This window comes from Brevibacillus parabrevis, assembly GCF_022701015.1.
GTDB lineage: Bacteria > Bacillota > Bacilli > Brevibacillales > Brevibacillaceae > Brevibacillus > Brevibacillus parabrevis.
This window is the reverse complement of the sequence record NZ_CP064090.1, coordinates 1,080,254-1,094,441: the sequence shown is the minus strand read 5'-3', so window position 1 is coordinate 1,094,441 and position 14,188 is coordinate 1,080,254. Positions and strand designations below refer to the sequence as shown.

Here is a 14,188-nt window from a genome sequence, read left to right as displayed (position 1 = left end):
ATAATGATTTTTATTATCAACGAATAAGTACACACTTATATGATAAATAAGGGGATGTTTTCACATGATGAAAAAATGGGGTTATCCGTTGTCCGCAGTTGTACTCGGCTCGTCTCTCATGCTATCTGCTTGCGGAAGCGCTGAGACGCCAAAAGAAGAGAAAAAACCTGAGGCAACTCAACCTGCTGCACCTGCTGCTACTGAAACGCCAGCAGCTACTACCGCTGTTGATCTGAAAGCTCCGATCGACGACTACCGCAAATGGGTCATCGAACAGACAGACCAACTGGTAAAAGCAACCGAAAGCTTTACCGCAGCTGTTAAAGCTGGCGATATGGAGAAAGCGAAAAAAGAATACGCTCCAGCTCGCGCCTACTTCGAGCGCATCGAGCCAATCGCTGAATCTTTGGGTGATTTCGACCCTTGGATCGATGCTCGCGAAGGCGATGTTCCAGATAACGAGTGGCGCGGTTATCACAAACTGGAAAAAGCTCTGTGGGAAACCAAATCGGTTGCTGATTCGGGCGCTGTAGCAGACCAGCTGCTGCAAGACGTCAAACAACTCCGCGTCAAAGTCGAAAGCGTGGAGATCGATGTAAAAATGCTCGTAACAGGCGCTGTAGAACTGCTGAATGAAGTATCTACCAGCAAGGTGACAGGCGAGGAAGAGCGTTACTCCCACACTGACCTGTACGATTTCGCAGCAAACGTAGAAGGCGCAAACGAGATTTTCAAAGTGCTGAAACCTGCTGTTGATGCCAAAGACGCGGCTCTGTCCAAAGAGATCGAAACCCGTTTTGCTGAGCTGGACGCGGCCCTCGCTCCTTACCGCAAAGATGGCGGATATGTGCTGTACACAGAATTGAAGCCAGACGAAGTGAAAAAACTGAGCCAAGCTCTGGATGCATTGGCTGAGCCACTGTCCAAAATGGGCACCATCATTGGAGGCTAACTGATGAACAACAAGCATCCCGAAAACGACCAGACAAAATTTACTCGTCGTGAAGCGCTGAAGCTCGCTGGCGTAGGAGGACTCGGGCTGATTCTGGGCGCGACTGGCATGAAATCGTTCATGCCGTCAACTCCTTCCAGCGAGAAAGCAGCTGCGACCCCTGTTCTTTCCGACGGCATTATCCCTTTTTACGGGAAGCATCAGGCCGGGATCATTACACCTATGCAGGATTTTATCTGCATGGGTGCTTTTGATTTAACGACGACATCATTGGACGACGTCCGCAAGCTGTTCCAAAGCTGGACGGCCGCCGCAGCCCGTTTGGCGGCTGGCAAGACGGTAGATGAGGAGAGCGGCAGCCCGCACCTCCCGCCTGTCGATACAGGAGAGAGCGTCGGGCTCAACCCGATGCGGCTGACGATTACTTTTGGACTGGGCGCTTCCTTTTTCGACGAACGATTCGGTCTGTCTGCCAAGCGGCCCGCCGCCCTGGTCGATCTGCCCCGCTTCAACAGTGACGAAATTCGCAAGGAATGGTCAGATGGAGACATCGTGGTCCAGGTTTGCGCCAACGACCCGCAAGTTGCTTTCCACGGGCTGCGCAACCTGGCTCGAATCGCGCGCGGAAAAGCTGTGCTGCACTGGGTTCAGGAAGGCTTCCAGCGCACGGGAGCAGCCGATCCAAGCGGCTCTACCCCTCGCAATCTGATGGGCTTTAAAGACGGAAGCAACAACCCGAAAGTCGACGACCCGGCCGCTGCCGATGAAATCGTCTGGGCGCAACCGTCGGACAATCCGGCCTGGATGGCTGGCGGCAGCTACATGGTCATGCGCAGAATCCGCATGCGAATCGAAGTATGGGACCGCTCAGCCCTGGACGATCAGGAAAACACGTTTGGCCGACATCGCGATTCTGGCGCACCGCTCGGAAAAGCAAACGAGTTCGACGATCTGGAGCTGAATCGCAAAGACGCCAAGGGCAACCTGGTCATTCCGGCTGATTCTCACGTAGCCTTGGCGCATATGGAAGGCAAAGTCAAAATTCTGCGCCGCGGCTATTCGTATTCCAGCGGACTCGATGTCCGCACCGGGCAGCTTGACGCCGGACTGCTGTTCATCTGCTTCAACCGCGACCCGCGCAAGCAATTCATCCCGATGCAACAAAAACTCGCGTCAGTCGACTTGCTGAACGAATACATCACCCATGTCGGCAGTGGGCTTTATGCATGTCTTCCGGGTGTAAGCGAAGGCGGCTACATCGGAGACACACTGTTCTAACCAACTAGCATGGATGGAGTGAATACTTTGAAACGCTATCTTTTTTCCGTTTTCCTCTGCCTCCTGCTGCTCATCTCCGGGCTGTCGACTGTCATCGCCGCTCCGCTCGCACCTGATCAGCTCAAACAGCTGATCGCGCTCTCCAGCGATGCGCTGATCAGCAGCGGAGACAAGAACTGGGACGAGGTTACCAAAGCCGTAACCAGCCTGAAAGCCGTCTGGGACGCGAACACCGACGATACGTCAGCAGAGGCTCAGGCTTTGTCGGCAGCGGTTGAGCAAGCCCAGCAGGCACTCGGCGAAATACAGTCGAATCCCGAAGCAGCCACGGCTGCCATCTCCAATCTGGCAAAAGCAGCCGACCGCTACGTGACCAGCAAGGAATCAGCTGGTCAGCCGAAGGAAAAAGCGCACAAGCAAATCGCCAACTTGCTGCCTTTTCTGGAGAAAAGTCTGACTGCTATCTCGGAAAACAACTGGCCCCAGGCCAAGCAATCGTACAACAGCTTCGTAACAGGCTGGTACAAGGCGGAGAGTCTGGTTCGCTCAGAAAACGCCTCCGTCTATGGTGATATGGAAGTAAAAATTAGCGGCGCCCGCATCGCCTTGAATACCGAGCCGCCGAATGCACAAAAAAGTACGGAAAAACTGCAAACGTTGAAGCAAGCCGTCGAAGACTACGTAGCAGGAAAATCAGTGGCGCCTGGCTCCAGTGCCGTCGCATCCGGGGAACAGCCAACGATCTCCTCGCTTTTGCAGCTGATCAGTTCGGTAGAAACGGACATCGCCAGCCAAAAGGCCGACGACGCCGCAGGAAAAATGGACACGTTTATTGCCTCGTGGCCTTTGGTAGAAGGCGTGGTCATGACCAAGTCGCCAGCCACCTACAGCAGCATCGAAGCAAAGATGGTTTCCGTGCCGACCTTGATCTTGTCCAACCCGCCGCAATGGGAAAAAGCAGCGGCTCTGCTGGGCGAAATGAAAGTCGAGCTTGAGCCGTTTGCTACCGCCGCCTCCTATACAGCGTGGGACGCAGGACTGATTTTGTTCCGCGAAGGCTTGGAAGCGATCCTGATCATCATGTCGCTGCTTGCGTTCCTGCAAAAGTCAGGGAATGCGGACAAGCGCAAATGGGTCTGGTCAGGGGCGGCGCTTGGTATCGTTGCCTCCGCGCTGCTCGCGATTGTGCTCAGCATCGTCTTTTCCAATCTCACTACAGGAAGCTCGCGGGAAACGATCGAAGGCATTACAGGACTGATTGCTGTCGTGTTCATGGTGACAATCGGCGCCTGGCTGCATAAAAAGTCCAACCTGCAAGCCTGGAACGAGTTTGTGCAGAAATCAATCGGTTCCTCTCTGGCAAAAGGCGCTTTGTGGTCGCTTGCCTTCACGGCCTTCCTCGCAGTTGTTCGCGAAGGCGCGGAAACGATCATTTTTTACATGGGGATGGCAGCATCGATTTCCATGACAGACCTTTTGCTCGGGATCGGTGGCGCGCTGCTTTTGCTCGCCATCATCAGCTTCGCTTTCATCAGGCTCAGCTCGCGGATTCCCGTCCGTCCGTTCTTTTTGGTTGCCAGCCTGCTGCTCTATTACATGGCCTTCAAGTTCATCGGGGTCAGCGTACACGCCCTGCAAGTCACGGGCAGCCTGCCGGCGCACAGCTCGGAGCTGTTGCTCCATTTGCCTGATCTGGGCATCTACGCGAACTGGGAAACGACGATTCCGCAGCTTGTCATTCTCGCCATCATTTTGGTGAACCTGTCGCTGTATTCGTGGAAAAAGCCAGCGAAAGGCGTTCCGCGGACAAATTAAGCACACCAGCATAAAACGCAGCTCACTGGCATGACACCCATGCCGGAAGCTGCGTTTTTCATAGGGACATACAACCTTCAAATGATGCATTCTCTCATTTCCCTCTGCCAAAATCTCACAAATGCTGTAAAAAGGTATAGACAACCCGCCCATTTTACGACAAAATTAAACGTTATCTTGCAACAGATGTAACTTTCGTTTTACATGATTCGTCATTAGTAGGATGGTAAGATTCCTTATGGATTGGAGAGAAATATGGGGGCAACATCAAACTCTGTAAAAGTCGACGTCAAAACGACTTCGCGCGTCCGCCAAAATATGGTCTATCTGTTAATTCGGCAGCTTCGTCCACACCAATGGACCAAAAATTTGCTCGTGTTTGCGGCACTGCTCTTTTCTTTGCACAAAGTCAGCACAGATGTCATCGGCAAATCGCTGTTTGCCTTCCTGCTGTTCTGCTTCGTGTCAGGCTGTGTCTACATCTTGAACGATTTCGTAGACATTAAAAACGACCGGAACCACCCGGAGAAGCAATTCCGTCCGATGGCTTCCGGCGCGCTGCCGCCTGCGCTCGCCTTGTCGTTCGGGGTATTTTTGCTGGCAGGCTCGCTGTTTTCGGCCTTTTATTTTGACCGACTGTTCGGCGTCGTGCTCACGGTGTATTTTGTGCTCAACGTCGCCTATTCGCTCAAGCTGAAGCATGTCGTCATCCTCGACGTGATGATTATCTCGTCCGGATTTGTCTTGCGGGCCATCGGGGGCAGTCTGATGATCAACACGCCGTTTACGCCATGGTTCTTGCTCTGTACCATGCTGCTTGCCCTGTTTCTTGCGATCAGTAAGCGACGCCATGAGCTGCTTTTGCTGCAAGCCCACAAAGGCACGCATCGCAAGGTACTGGACAGCTATTCGTCCGAATTGTTGAATCAACTGAATACGATTGTCACGACAGCCACGATTATCAGCTACAGCTTGTTCACCTTTACCTCCGGGCGAACCGTTCATTTGATGTGGACGATTCCGTTGGTGATCTTCGGCATTTTCCGCTACCTGTACCTGATTACGATTACGGACAAAGGCGGCAGCCCTGAAAAAGTTCTGCTCCAGGACAAGCCGATTCTCATCACGGTACTGCTCTACGTCATCGCCGTAGCCGGCATTATTTACACCTTTGAATTTTAATTGCACAGACAGGTTGTGGATCAAACTATGCCATCCATCGTTCTTATCCTCATCTCGGTCATTCTCAGCGCAAGTGGTCAGATTGCCATGAAAATGGGGGCGTCCTCCCTCTCTGGCAACAATGACGCGCTGGTGTTGAAGTTCCTGCACTATTTTACGAACCTGCCGATCATGGTCGGTTTGGCGCTTTACGGGCTTTCCGCGTTTATCTGGATTGCCGCGCTGGAAAAAGTTCAGCTTTCTTACGCTTATCCGATGGCGGCCCTCGGGTACGTCCTGGTAGCCGGACTTTCTTTTCTGATCTTTCAAGAGCCGTTGTCGCTCACCCGTATCGTAGGGCTGGCAATCATCGTCGTAGGCGTCGTTGTCATCTCCCAGTCATAATCATCACGAAAGAGGAGCGTAGTCATGTTATATGCGCTGGCGCCGTTTATCGGCTGGCTTGTGTCTGGAATAACCAAATTTTTGATTAATTACCTCCGATTTGGGCAAGAAGCAAAAAACATGGTGGGGAACGGCGGGTTTCCCAGCACGCATACAACGGTCATGGTCACCACCGTATTTTTGATCGGCTTGCAGGAGGGCTTCACTCATCCGGCATTCGGGCTCGGGGTCGCCGTAACGTTTATCGTGATCATCGACGCCACCGGACTGCGCAGAGCCGTAGGCAAGCATGCCGCCGCTCTCAATGCGCTGGCAAAAGAACACCCGGACAAGCAGCTTTTGTCCAAGCCGTTGCGCGAGAGCATGGGTCATACCAAATGGGAAATTGCCGGGGGGCTGGTGCTGGGGATCATTCTCGCCACCGTCCTGCACCTTTTGGCTGCAAACCTCCCTGTTCTGTAGATTCAAAAACAGGAGATTACATTCATGAATAACCGTACCGCTACTTACTCGTTTGTAATCGGGGCGACCTTGCTGTTTTTTATCGCCTCGATCGTACTCGTTACGTCGATTTTCTTTTTGCTGGGCATCCCGGTTACTGCGGTCAGCTTCTGGCTGTCTGTTCTGGCCGCTCTTGTTTGCCTGCTGGCCATGACGGCCACGTTTGTTCCTTTGCGCCGCCCGGCCTGGCTGGTCGCCTTGCTCGCAGGGTTGGCCATCGTCATCGGGGGCGGCTGGTACATTAGCGCCAATACGTTCGATCTGTCTTTTGATGGACAAACGTATCACCAGGAAGCCATCATCTTGCTTACGAATGGCTGGAATCCGGTCCACGATGCCCCGATTCTCAAGCCGCCAGGCAAGCCGATCGAAGAAATGGACAACAAGGAAATCTTGTCTGCCTTCCACCTGTGGATCAACCATTACGCCAAAGGGCCCTGGATGCTGGATTCGGTCATGTACAAGGTGACTAACCAGATTGAAGTCGGGAAAATTTTCAACCTGCTGCTCATGGCTGCGTCCTTCTTCCTCAGCTTGGCAGCGCTGCGGACGGCTTTTCCTGCGAAAAAGGGGCTGGCGGTCGTTCTGGCGATTTTGGCTGCCTGCAATCCGGTCGTCGTGTCGCAAGCGACGTCCTTTTACATTGACGGACAGCTTGGCTCGCTCGTGCTGATCATTTGCGCGCTCGGGTATTTGCTGCTCAAACGCTACCACACCTGGACCATGCTCGCTCTCTGCTCTGCCCTGATGTTGCTTGCGCAGATCAAGTTCACAGCGTTGGTGTATGCCGTACTGCTTGGCGGCGCTTTGCTGGTGCTGTTCTTTTTCTGCGATCGCCAAAAACGCTGGAAAACCGTTCTGGCGTGGCTCGCCGCGAGTCTGGTCATTACCGTCGTCGTTGTCGGCTACAATCCATACGTCACCAATACGCTTGCCAAGGGACATCCTTTCTACCCGCTGGCGGGCAAGGGCGCGGTGGATATTATGACTTCGAACAGCCCGCACGACTTTAAAGACATCAACTCGCTGAGCAAGCTTGGCATTTCCTTGTTCGCCCAATCGGAAAATATCGCTACGCCAAAAGAAACGACGCTGAAATGGCCCTTTACCTTCTCTGAGCAGGAACTGAAGGTGTTTTTGGCTCCGGACGTGCGAGTGGCGGGCTTTGGGCCATGGTTTGGCGGCGCGGTGCTGCTTGCCTTCCTGATCGTGCTTGCTTTGCTTTTCGGTCGCGAGCGCAGGAAAGCCTTGCCGCTCCTCGTCGCAAGCATCATCTTGCTCATCACTGTCCTGATCAACCCGGAAAGCTGGTGGGCGCGGTACGTTCCGCAGCTTTGGCTCATCCCGCTTCTCGTCACGCTGGCAGGCTGGGACGCACAAGCTGCGCTCACCCGCTACGGCAGCCGCATCCTGCTCGCTGTCATGCTGGTCAACATGCTGCTCGTTGGCAGCGCCCACATGCTGGGACAAAGGTCCATTAACGCAATGGCCGAGCAACAGCTTCAGGAAATCAAGGCGAGCAACAAGACCATGATCGTCGACTTCCGCCACTTCAACGCCAATCGCATCCGTCTGCAAGAGGCGGGTATCCCGTATATCGAGCAAAAGGTCGCCGAAGGGCAAGAAGTAAAAGGAATCATCAGCTCGCGGGCGATTTACTACTTGCAGTAGTTGCGCGTGACTCATGCGAATGCAGCCTTCAACCTTGCCTTATATCCACAAGCAAAAAACCTTCTCAGCAATCGTTGAGAAGGTTTTTTTATGTTGCGCTGAACTTACTTCTATTCGTGGAAAAACAGCGGAAGCTCTTGCAAAAAGATGATGTCCGAGCGCTTGGCTGCGTCTCCCTCCGCCAAAATAGCCGCTCTCGCTGCGACATGGCCCCCTGCCTTGACTACGAGATCTTCAATCGCTTGCAGCGACTTGCCTGTGCTGATGACATCGTCGATAATCGCGACGCGTTTGCCGGAAATTTCTCTGGCATCCGCGCCATCCAGGCAAAGAATTTGCTTTTTCTGCGTAGTAATCGATTCGACTTCATTGATCAGCGGAGCATCCATATACGGCTTCGTGCTTTTCCGGGCAACGTAATACTTTTTCATCTTCAATACACGGGATACTTCAAAAATCAAAGGAATGCCTTTTGCTTCCGCCGTAATCAATACATCGACTTCCGGGAGCTTCTCGGCAAGCAGTGGTGCCGCTGCCGTCACCAGCTCTGTATCGCCCAGGATGACGAAGCTCGCGATGCTAAGGTTGTCCGCTATCGGCATAATCGGCAGCTCGCGCGTTACGCCTGCCACTTCCAGCGTGTATGTTTTATCCACAAAAAATCCCTCCTGATTTGCGTCCCTACATGCCAAATGCATGGATCAATGCTCGCATCAGCAAGCCTGCCAGCATCCCGAAAAACGGGTCAGAAATCGCCGTCACAACCATCGTTGTTCCGCCAATCAAACCGGACGAAGCTTCTCCCCCTGTCAGAGCGGCAGTCGCATTCCCCGGCACCGTCACGATGGCCCCGAGCACGAACAGGAACCCGGCAATCGATTCACTCGGGATGTAGCGGCCGATTTTCGGCAAAAGACCTGCAAACAGAATCGCCGCCATCAGCACCATCATCAAAACACCGGACGCAACCGGGTTGGGCGCCCCGGCCGTAGCGGAAATGATCGCCTCTACCGGCGCTCCGCCGAACAGTGCCGACACCATATCGGCCACGCTGGAGATTACGCTGAGCGTGTCAATGTTCACATCGGATTTGGCGATTTCACCGTTAATTTGTCCAAAAGCGATGTTCGCCCCGATATTGAGGCAAACCATCGCCATCGCTCCGCGCAAAATGCCAGGGGAAAACGTCAGCTTTTGCAGAACAAGACGGTCGTTCGCAATCGGCTTGATCGAGCTTCCCTGTTTAAGCAGGATGGCGACCAGACTGGAGATGAGCACCGAGATCGTCACGGTGTAGACGAGATCCTTTGTGATGAAATACGTCAGCAACCCGCTCCCCATCGAAGTGACACCAACAGGCATGTTGTTGCGAGCCATTTCCCACGACACCCGCGCCAGCATGATGCCGACACCTGCCATCATGCCATTGGTAATGACCGGGCCAATAAAATCGACGATCTTTTCCAGAAAACCAAACAGACCGATGATGGTCATAATAATTCCGCCAACAAAAATCATGGACAGTCGTTCTCTCATGCTTTTTCCGATCGTTCCCGCCAAGGCAATCGTTTCCGCCTGATAGGATACGACCGCGACAGAGCCTGTCAGAGCGTTGCCCGTTGCGCCTACCAGAAAGGCCAGAGCCGTCGGCACGGAGGCAAAGCCAAGAGACAATGCCAACAGCCCTTGCGGCAAGCCGTTCAATACGACACTGAGGGCCGCTACTATGTCTTTCCATTCCATGTTGTCCTTCTCCTCACTTCGCTGCTGTATACAAATGACCGCTTTTTCACATGAGTTAAGGTAACATAAAAGGCGATCTTTTTCAAACGAAAACTAATTAATGTTCGTTTTTAATCGGTAATTCGTTGCTTTTATAGTTATTTCCCATATTAACATCCGTTATAAATCGAACATTAAACCGATCGCAAGACGTGCTATCACGCAAAAAAAGACGAGCGCATAACGGCTCGTCTTTGCTTCTCGCTCAAAACTTTTTACAGCTTGATGGCAATCAACTTCAACTCTGTCATCTCTTCAACCGCGTATTTGATTCCTTCGCGGCCAAATCCGCTGTCTTTGACACCACCGTACGGCATGTTGTCCACGCGGAAGGTCGGGATGTCATTGATCATCACGCCGCCCACTTCCAGCTCTTCGGCTGCGCGCATCGCTGCATGAATGTCGCTCGTGTAAATGCCCGCCTGCAACCCGAAACGGGAGTCATTCACGGCTTCAATCGCCTCGCCTATTGCTTCAAACGGCGTGACTACGACGATTGGGCCGAATACTTCCTGGCAAGAGACAGAGGAGTGGGCGCTTACGTTCGTCAGGATCGTCGGAGCGAAAAGCCGCTCGTTCACTGCTTTGCCGCCTGTCACGACCTGCGCTCCCGCCTGAACCGCTTCTTGTACCCATGCTCCCATCCGCTCGTGGTCTTTTGCCGAAATGACGGAGGACATGTCTGTCGCCTCCTGCAACGGATCGCCCAGGACGAGCTTCTCTGTCGCAGTCTTGAATTTATCGAGAAACTCCTCGTACTTGCTCTGGTGAATATAGACGCGTTGCAGCGAAATGCACACCTGCCCGCTAAAGGAAAATGCGCCCACCACGCAACGATCAACCAGCGCCTGCGTAATCTCAACCGTCTGGTCAATAATGACGGCAGAGTTCGAACCAAGCTCAAGCGTCACGCGCTTCAGACCTGCTTTGTTTTTCATCGCGATTCCGACCGCAGGACTGCCTGTAAACGTAATCGCGGCAATGCGGCTGTCGCTGACAAGCTTCTCGCCTACGACCGCGCCTTTTCCTGGCAGGATATTCAGCGCCCCTTCCGGCAATCCGGCTTCCGCAAAAATGTCGGCGAGAACCAAGGAGCTGAGCGGGGTCTGGCTCGCAGGCTTCAATACGACCGTATTCCCTGCCGCAATCGCCGGGCCGACTTTGTGCGCCACCAGGTTGAACGGGAAGTTGAACGGTGTAATCGCCCCGACTACGCCAATCGGCTTGCGAACGGTAAAAGCAAGTCGGCCTTCGCCGCCAGGAGCCGCATCAAGCGGAACGGTTTCCCCGTGAATGCGCTTCGCTTCCTCGGCCGCGAATTTGTACGTCTGAATCGTGCGGGCGATCTCTACCCGTCCTGTGCGCAGCGGCTTGGCAGCTTCCTGGGCGAGAATCACTGCCAGCTCCTCCTTGCGCGCTTCCATGATCGCCACCGCTTTTTCCAAAATCAGTGCGCGCTGGCTGGCTGGCAGCTTTGCCATCGTTTTTGCCGCCGCAGCCGCTGCGCGGATCGCCTCATCGACGTCAGCCTCGTCAGCCTGTGCGATCTCCGCCAAAAGCTCACCGGAATAAGGAGAGTAGAGTGGCGCGTACTCGTTTGCTTCTTTCCATTGTCCGTTAATATACAGATGCTTTTTCATGCGTACCTCCCTGGTGAATTAGTGGGTCACGTACTGGCTTTTCAACACATCGGTCATAATGTCGAGCGCTTCTTGCAATTGCTCATCGGTAATCACGAGCGGAGACAGGAAACGCAGCACATTGCTGTGTACCCCTGCGGAAAGCACGATGACACCGGATTCGTAGCAACCTTTGGTCAGCCCGGCTACCAGTTCTTTTGCAGGCTGTTTGGTTTGTGGATCAATAAATTCTACCGCACACATGGCACCCAATCCGCGAATATCTGCAATGACAGGGAACTCTTTTTGCAGGGCTTCAAAATGCGACTTGATCGCCTTGCCGATCTCTCTGGCGCGTCCGGACAAGTCTTCGCGCTCCATTTTCTCAATTACAGCAAGTGCCGCTACGCAACCGAGCGGGCTGCCGCCATACGTGCCGCCAATTTCACCCGGATTCGGCGCATCCATGATTTCTGCGCGGCCTGTGACAGCGGAGATGGGCAAACCGGCTGCAAGCGATTTGGACATGGTAATGATATCAGGCTCGATTCCGAAATGAGTGGAAGCGAACATCGCCCCGGTCCGGCCAAAGCCTGTTTGGATTTCGTCGGAAATGAACAAGATATTGTGCTTTTTGCAAATTTGGAATACGCCTTGCACGAACGATACTGGCGGCACGATGAATCCGCCTTCGCCCTGGATCGGCTCCATGATGACGGCCGCTACTTCTTCCGGCGCGACTTCTGTCAGCAGGAAGTCTTCGAATTGGCGGACGCAAAATTGTGCGTACTCGTCTTCTGTCATGGACTCCGGTTTGTTCAGCGGGTACGGGAACTGAGCCTTGTAGGTAGCTGGCGCGAACGGCCCCATCTGGAATTTGTACGGCTTTACTTTGGACGTGAGCGACATGCCGAGCAAAGTACGTCCGTGGAATCCACGGCTAAAAGATATGATGCCAGGGCGTCCTGTGTATTTGCGCGCGATCTTCACCGCGTTTTCTACGGCTTCTGCGCCGCTGTTTGCAAACATCGTTTTCTTTTCAAAGCTGCCCGGCGTAATTTCAGCCAGTTTTTCTGCCAGCGCCACATACGGTTCGTACATGCCGACGTGGAAGCAAGGATGAATGTATTTGTCCATTTGCGCTTTTACCGCCTCGACCACTTCTTGCGGGCAGTGACCAGCGTTGAGCGTTCCGATCGCTCCTGCCAGATCGATGTACGTGTTGCCGTCGACGTCTGTCACGAGCGCCCCGGATGCCGTCTCTACAAAAACCGGCGTGTTGTTGCCGATGCCTTTTGGCACGAACTGTTTTCTTTTTTCAATCAAAGCGGTCCCCTTCGGACCTGGAACACCAGCAGCTACATTGGCGAATTTGCGTTGTTTGGACATATCGTAATCTCTCCTTGTATGAGAATGATAACAGCTTAGGTGATGCTTTCGACTCCGATATGTAGCAATACCTGTGCCAAACGAGAAAGCCTGCTGTGGTGCGCGTTTTTTGCATAGCAGAAATCTCCGTTAATTCAAAAATGAATCGAAACCTGTAAATAGTTCGATTCATTTTTGAATTAAAAATTCATTTTTGAATTAACGGGGACGGATGTGGTATTTTTGCAGCTTGCGCACGACAGATGGCTGGCTGATTCCCAAAAACTCGGCCATCTCCGCTGTAGTCCGGCAACGCTCTGCCGCATGGCGCAGCCACTTTTCCTCGACTTGCTCCATCGCGTCCCGCAGCGACATTTTGGCGGCCGCAACACTCGGCTCCATTGCCGTCTGCTCCTCCCCTGCCGCCTTGATTTCCGCAGGCAAGTGCTGCGACGTAATTACTTCTTCATCTGCCGTTACCACCAGCCGCTCCAGCACGTTTTCCAGCTCCCGCACATTCCCCGGCCAATCGTAGTGCATCAAAGCGTGAGTAGCTGCGGCGTCCAGCTTTTTGTTCATCCCGTATCGCTCGTTCAGCGAGCGCACGACCAGCTTGAGGAGCGCGGCGATATCTTCCGGGCGATTTCGCAAAGCAGGAACGTGGATTGGCACGACGTTCAGCCGGAAATACAAGTCCTGGCGAAACTTGCCCTCCTTCACCATCTTCTCCAGATCGCGATTGGTAGCAGCGATCAGGCGAAAATCGACATCGCGATACTGCATGCTGCCCACGCGCTGCAACCGTTTCTCCTGGATCACCTTCAACAGCTTGGCCTGCAACGTCAGCGGCAGCTCCCCCAGCTCGTCCAACAACAGCGTGCCTTGGTTCGCCAGCTCGATAATTCCTTGTTTGCCTTGCTTGCCAGCGCCTGTAAAAGCTCCCGCTTCATAGCCGAAAAGCTCCGACTCCAACAGCCCTTCCGGAATCGAGCCGCAGTTGATCTCCACGAATTGCCCGGCGGATCGGCGGCTATGGCGGTGAATCTGGCTGGCAATGACGTTTTTTCCGACCCCGGACTCGCCGAGGATCAACACCGTAGAATCGACCATGGCGACCTTTTTGATGAGACGGTCAATGTCGCGCATCGGCTGGCTGACTGCGACGAAGCCTTCCTGATTTTTTTCGCGCAGCTCCTCAATCTCTGTTTCGAACTGCTTCAATTGCTCGGTCAGGCTCTCGTAGCGCCGTTTCAGCTCCATGATTTCTGTCAGGTCATGCGAATAGCTGATCACCGAATGCATGCTGCCGTCCTCGTTCCAGAGGGGATAGGCTGTGACCATCAGCTTTCTGCCGCCGGGAATTTCCTGCATCATCGTCTGCGGTGTTTTTGTGTCCATCACCTTGCGCGTCACAGACGGGGAAAATACTTTTTCCTTTTCCAGCTCGATCACATTTTTCCCCAGCAGTTGTTCTTTTCCGATTCCGTACATGTCATAGGAGGAATCACCGACCAGTTGAATGTAGCCCTCGGGGTCCGTAATCAGCAGGTGATCGCGGGACGTTTCTACGATTCCTTCCAGAACGCGGCTCATCCACTGCTGTCGGCTCTCATCTTTCTTCATTCGCCCGCCTCCT

At 53.6% G+C, this 14,188-nt stretch carries 12 protein-coding genes; 7 read left to right on the top strand and 5 right to left on the bottom strand.

Annotated elements, in window-relative coordinates:
- Window positions 1–64: 64 nt before the first annotated feature.
- From efeO to IRJ17_RS05345, 7 genes are all read left to right on the top strand, one after another.
- A complete protein-coding gene (gene efeO, locus IRJ17_RS05375; protein ID WP_122962368.1) occupies window positions 65–952 on the top strand; it encodes an iron uptake system protein EfeO in 888 nt (295 codons plus the stop codon).
- A 3-nt stretch (window positions 953–955) separates the two neighbouring features.
- Window positions 956–2,230 carry an iron uptake transporter deferrochelatase/peroxidase subunit gene (gene efeB / locus IRJ17_RS05370; RefSeq protein ID WP_173598971.1) on the top strand — a complete coding sequence of 425 codons (1,275 nt, stop codon included), beginning with the start codon at window positions 956–958 and terminating at the stop codon, window positions 2,228–2,230.
- Window positions 2,231–2,248: 18 nt separating this feature from the next.
- The gene (locus tag IRJ17_RS05365) at window positions 2,249–4,045 is read left to right on the top strand and encodes an FTR1 family iron permease (RefSeq protein WP_371736951.1); all 1,797 of its coding nucleotides are present in this window, start codon (window positions 2,249–2,251) and stop codon (window positions 4,043–4,045) included.
- A gap of 255 nt (window positions 4,046–4,300) precedes the next feature.
- A complete protein-coding gene (locus IRJ17_RS05360; RefSeq protein WP_122962365.1) occupies window positions 4,301–5,227 on the top strand; it encodes a decaprenyl-phosphate phosphoribosyltransferase in 927 nt (308 codons plus the stop codon).
- Between the two features lie 27 nt (window positions 5,228–5,254).
- A complete protein-coding gene (locus tag IRJ17_RS05355) occupies window positions 5,255–5,611 on the top strand; it encodes an SMR family transporter (RefSeq protein ID WP_122962364.1) in 357 nt (118 codons plus the stop codon).
- A gap of 24 nt (window positions 5,612–5,635) precedes the next feature.
- Window positions 5,636–6,073, top strand: a complete 438-nt coding sequence (locus IRJ17_RS05350) for a divergent PAP2 family protein (protein ID WP_122962363.1) — start codon at window positions 5,636–5,638, stop codon at window positions 6,071–6,073.
- A gap of 24 nt (window positions 6,074–6,097) precedes the next feature.
- On the top strand, window positions 6,098–7,783 hold the full coding sequence (locus IRJ17_RS05345; RefSeq protein WP_242773600.1) for a hypothetical protein: 1,686 nt from the start codon (window positions 6,098–6,100) through the stop codon (window positions 7,781–7,783).
- 110 nt (window positions 7,784–7,893) lie between these two features.
- Here IRJ17_RS05345 and IRJ17_RS05340 read toward each other — a convergent pair whose 3' ends face one another.
- From IRJ17_RS05340 to IRJ17_RS05320, 5 genes are all read right to left on the bottom strand, one after another.
- On the bottom strand, window positions 7,894–8,439 hold the full coding sequence (locus tag IRJ17_RS05340; RefSeq protein WP_122962361.1) for a phosphoribosyltransferase family protein: 546 nt from the start codon (window positions 8,437–8,439) through the stop codon (window positions 7,894–7,896).
- 25 nt (window positions 8,440–8,464) lie between these two features.
- On the bottom strand, window positions 8,465–9,526 hold the full coding sequence (locus IRJ17_RS05335) for a solute carrier family 23 protein (protein ID WP_122962360.1): 1,062 nt from the start codon (window positions 9,524–9,526) through the stop codon (window positions 8,465–8,467).
- 254 nt (window positions 9,527–9,780) lie between these two features.
- The gene (locus IRJ17_RS05330; RefSeq protein ID WP_122962359.1) at window positions 9,781–11,205 is read right to left on the bottom strand and encodes an aldehyde dehydrogenase family protein; all 1,425 of its coding nucleotides are present in this window, start codon (window positions 11,203–11,205) and stop codon (window positions 9,781–9,783) included.
- An 18-nt stretch (window positions 11,206–11,223) separates the two neighbouring features.
- Window positions 11,224–12,573, bottom strand: a complete 1,350-nt coding sequence (gene gabT, locus IRJ17_RS05325; protein WP_122962358.1) for a 4-aminobutyrate--2-oxoglutarate transaminase — start codon at window positions 12,571–12,573, stop codon at window positions 11,224–11,226.
- A gap of 198 nt (window positions 12,574–12,771) precedes the next feature.
- Window positions 12,772–14,175, bottom strand: a complete 1,404-nt coding sequence (locus tag IRJ17_RS05320) for a sigma-54 interaction domain-containing protein (protein WP_122962357.1) — start codon at window positions 14,173–14,175, stop codon at window positions 12,772–12,774.
- Window positions 14,176–14,188 lie beyond the last annotated feature (13 nt).